The sequence below is a fragment of the Bacteroidales bacterium genome (genome assembly GCA_018334875.1).
In the GTDB taxonomy this organism is placed as follows: Bacteria; Bacteroidota; Bacteroidia; order Bacteroidales; family UBA12077; genus JAGXLC01.
This window is the reverse complement of the sequence record JAGXLC010000359.1, coordinates 1-4,150: the sequence shown is the minus strand read 5'-3', so window position 1 is coordinate 4,150 and position 4,150 is coordinate 1. Positions and strand designations below refer to the sequence as shown.

Annotated in this window: 4 protein-coding genes and 1 tRNA gene; 1 reads left to right on the top strand and 4 read right to left on the bottom strand. The window is 38.4% G+C overall.

The window, feature by feature from the left end:
- Nucleotides 1–236 precede the first annotated feature (236 nt).
- Nucleotides 237–308: transfer RNA gene (locus KGY70_18030), tRNA-Cys, on the top strand.
- Nucleotides 309–709: 401 nt separating this feature from the next.
- Here KGY70_18030 and KGY70_18025 read toward each other — a convergent pair.
- The 4 genes from KGY70_18025 to KGY70_18010 all read right to left on the bottom strand — a co-directional run.
- The gene (locus tag KGY70_18025; GenBank protein ID MBS3777100.1) at nt 710–1,060 is read right to left on the bottom strand and encodes a type II toxin-antitoxin system HicB family antitoxin; all 351 of its coding nucleotides are present in this window, start codon (nt 1,058–1,060) and stop codon (nt 710–712) included.
- Complete coding sequence (locus KGY70_18020) at nt 1,057–1,299, bottom strand: type II toxin-antitoxin system HicA family toxin (protein MBS3777099.1); 243 nt, start codon at nt 1,297–1,299, stop codon at nt 1,057–1,059. Before KGY70_18020 ends, KGY70_18025 begins: the two co-directional genes overlap by 4 nt.
- Before the next feature lie 808 nt (nt 1,300–2,107).
- A complete protein-coding gene (locus KGY70_18015) occupies nt 2,108–3,037 on the bottom strand; it encodes a type IX secretion system membrane protein PorP/SprF (protein MBS3777098.1) in 930 nt (309 codons plus the stop codon).
- Nucleotides 3,038–3,047: 10 nt separating this feature from the next.
- Nucleotides 3,048–4,150, bottom strand: a 1,103-nt coding sequence (locus KGY70_18010) for a gliding motility-associated C-terminal domain-containing protein (GenBank protein MBS3777097.1), incomplete at its 5' end; no start/stop codon positions are given.

Genomic DNA, 4,150 nt, shown 5'->3' with positions numbered 1-4,150 from the left:
TTCCTCCTCTTCCCTTCTTCCCGTCTTCTCTATCCTTTCATGCAACCAATCCCGCATTGCAGCATCCAATCATCCAATCATCCAATCATTCAATCATTGGCTTGGCTTAATAAAACATCCTTCCTGTCGTTATGGCAATGGATAAGCAAAAATTGCAAAAGGATCTGTTGCATTTGTGAATAATTTTTTAACTTTGCCCACCCGTTATCAAACGGTGGCAGGAAAATCAAAAAAACGGTCGTGTGGCCGAGGGGCTTAGGCGTCGGTCTGCAAAACCGGTTACGGCGGTTCGAATCCGCCCACGACCTCTATTAAGGAAAGGCAATTTGCTAAATTACAGTAGATTGTCTTTTCTTTATTTTGGAAAGGGGGGCAGATTTTCAATTATATAGAAGAGGCTGGCTACCTCCCCATATTTTCTGGCAATTGTTTCCAGAAAAATATAATTTCATCTTAAATTGAGGACAAGTTGATCACAAGATTGTATGTAAACCATCCGTCTCCGGTTTTAAATACAAGAGGTTAATGATTTTGGAATTTGACCCTTGTTAAATTTCGCAATTTCTTTTATCGCCTCCTTTTTGGTAAAATTGATTATATCGTTTCTTTTGATACCATACTTTACGTAAGCATTCATAGAAGCTTTATTAGCCCATTTATAAGCTCGTTGGGTTATTTCAAAAAAAATGATTTTACTAAGAAATATTGTTTAGTGCTGGTTACTTGTTTTTTTAAAAATCCGTTCTCTTATGGATTCGGCTACAAAGTTGTTCAACGACATTTTTTCTTTCATCGCCAGCAAAGCGGCTTCTTTATGCAGTTTTGCTGATATACGAACGTTAAAACTGCCTTTAAAAGGCTTCTCTGGTTCTACTCCCCGCTCTTTACAATCTTCAAGGTAAGCATCAATGGCCTCTTTAAAATCTTCTTCGAGCTCTTTGCCTGTCTTGCCTTCATAAGATATAAGACCTTTTATTCCAAGTACTTTTCCATAAAGCAAATTGTCTTCTTTGCTATATTCTATAGTGCCTGTATAACCTTTGTATTCTAAATGTTTCATAAGTCTAATATCTCCTTTATTTGTTTTAACTGGTATTTTTTCATTATTCCCGATGGATGTGGCTTGTGCAACATGATCGGGACTCCTTCATCATTTACAAATTTGACCCTCGAGCCTGATGTTTTGCCCTTTTTTACTTCTTTAAAATTAAAATAACCCAGTAATTTAACTACCTCGTTATAATGAAAATCATTTGGCATACTTAAAAACCGGGCAATTAATTTTTCCTTTTTAGTCACAACGCAAAAGTAACTATATTTAGTTGCAAAATCAATTTTTTTCCATTTAAATGTATTCGTCCGAGCAACCCATCTTGCACATGGTAAGCTAACCGACTAAGCATTCATATGCAATATGGATTGCTCGGACGGATATTTTTTGCTTTTGGGATTAATAAATGTTTCCTCAATGGGAAGTTGTCCGATAGTCAATTGTTGTTCGAATCTCTTTCTCATATTTGAATCTTTTGGCCAGTGATGGTAAAATTATGCGAATCTCAAAGGCTAACACCATAAAAATCCCCATTTTTCGCGAGACTTACAACAAAATCATTAAAGAGATTTAAACAAGTTATTAATAATATTGTAGTGAATTTCAATTTATTAAATAATTTCTTAGAAGCACTAGTTAGCTTAATTGCCTTTTTGATTTTGTATTGAGGGGTCAGAATTGGGGTCAGATTCTTTTATAAAAGATCCTTTCAAGGAATATTTATCCGAATATTGTTGAGTTTGGTCTAAAAAGTTTTTTCGGCCACCAAAACACAATAAAAATAAAATATTGATTATCTATTTTTTGTGTTCTTTGGTGTTTTGGAGTTTTAGTGGCATTTTTTTATAATCCTTTTTGGACCAGATTCAAAATTATCCATGCAAGTTGCTGCTACAACAATAAATAGAACTTTTCATGCATATTGCAGGAATTGAGAATATATATAAAATGTATGAATGATGGGTGCTTTGCTGGAAAGTTCCAGGCTCGCCTTCGCTTAGCTTCGGACGCTTACGCTAAAGCTTCAGCGGCAGCGTGCGGACAAACAAGCCCGCATTAGAAAAACCGGGACGATTCGATTATATCTTTTGTAGGTAAATTTAGATCGAGATTAATCATTATTTCATGGGTGCCGCTATTATATCTGCTCATTTCACTAATGGTAAAGTCATAAGAATATCCGATCCAGATTTGGGATAATGCCTTGACTTGAATCATAGCACCGAATGAATCTCCAAAACGGTGAGAAATTCCGCCAATTATTTTATTATTATACCTGACGTTGGCAGTTATATCGAATGAGGGGGGTGCTCCCTGCACCATTTTTGAGAGGAATGTCGGTTTAAACTGGAATTGCTGATTGATATCCCATACATATCCGCCAATGATATAATAATGCCTTTTCATTTCACTATTCCCGAGATTTGGATCATCATTTTTACGGTAACCTATTTGTGATAATTTTGGAGCGGATAACCCGAGATAATATTTGTCGGTGTAATAATAAAAACCTGTACCAAAATTCGGATAGATTTCACTTATAATATCTTGTTGATAGCTTGGGTCATTTTCATTAAGCGGGTTCAATTCCGTGAGATTGTTTTTCCTGTTATGCAATCCACTTTTTAACCCCATAGATAAATGGCCTCCTTCATGAACTTTTAATTTATATGCGATATCTAAATAAAAATTGTCCGTTTTTAATGGTCCAACCTGATCGCGAACGAAAGAAAAACCAAGACCCAATTCTTTATCAAAGAACGGGGTATTTATTGATATGCTCTGGGTAGTGGGAGCTCCTTCAAAGTTTACCCACTGATGCCGGGAAATCACAGTAACATTCAGTGCCTCTTTGGAACCTGCGTAGGCCGAATTTACTGCCATCATATTGTTCTGATACTGGGTAAACATTGGGTCTTGCTGGGCATACCCGAGAATGCCCTGTAGAATAAGTATCATGGATATGATCAAATGTTTTGTTTGCATATTATGTGTATTATCTGGTTAAGTAAATGTAGCCATTTCTTGTTTTATCCCTGTTCTTAAGATGTAGTATGTAATAATACGTACCTACAGGCAATTTTTTATTTCGGTTTGAAGCGCTGCCGTCCCATTCATTTTGGTAATTTTGTTTTCTGTAAACCTCGTTGCCCCAACGGTTAAATATGATTAGTTCATTATTTGGATATTCTTTAATGCCCGGTATAATAAATTTGTCATTAAATCCATCTCCGTTGGGTGAAAATGAGTCCGGGATATTTAAGGTCTGATCCCTGGTATGTACCGTAAGGTAAACAGTGCCCTGATCAGAGTTGCCTGCATCATCAGCTATTTCATAAACCACTTTGTCATCTCCGGTAAATTCAGGAACCATACCAAAATCCACGGTAATTGAACTATCAGCAATTGATACGCCGGCACCGCTTTGGGGCATAGCCATTATTTCTAAAGTAGCCGGATTGATGTCACCATCCTGATCGGTGTCATTTGCCAGTACATTGATCGTTATAGTGCCTCCACGCTGAAGTGTTCCAGTATCATCTTCTGCCACCGGTGCATGATTGACTGGAATTATGGAAATATCCACCGTCACGGTGTTTCCGTCTACTTTTCCGTCATTGACCTTGTAGGAAAACTGATCGCTTGATGTTTCACTGCCGTCATGGGTGTAATCGAAACTTCCATCGCTGTTGAGGGTGAGGTTTCCGTTGGAAACGTCGCCAACCAGTATGGCTGTTATGGCATCTCCATCCGGGTCGCTGTCATTGGCCAATACACCATTAGCCGCTGATTCGCTGTACGTATAGCCTTCCTTGTAAGTGTAGCTGTCAGCTTTGGCCACCGGTGCTTCATTCACGTCCGTGATATTGACGGTAATGGTAGCCTCATCGGTGTTAGCGTCCGGGTCTTCAGCCTGAACAGTGAGACTGTAGGAGCTGGTTGTCTCATAATCCAGGTCGGTATTGTCACTGACAGTGATTTGACCGGTAGAGGCGTCAATGGCAAATATGTTATCGGTATTTCCGCCTGTAATGGAGTAGGTAATATCCTGCCCGTCGGCATCCGTGTCATCAGAGGTATTGTCGTCATCCAGGTCCC

Bases quoted from the DNA above. Each gene is read 5' to 3' on its own strand.
- KGY70_18025 (MBS3777100.1), bottom strand. From the start codon at position 1,060: ATGAAACATTTAGAATACAAAGGTTATACAGGCACTATAGAATATAGC.
- KGY70_18015 (MBS3777098.1), bottom strand. From the start codon at position 3,037: ATGCAAACAAAACATTTGATCATATCCATGATACTTATTCTACAGGGC.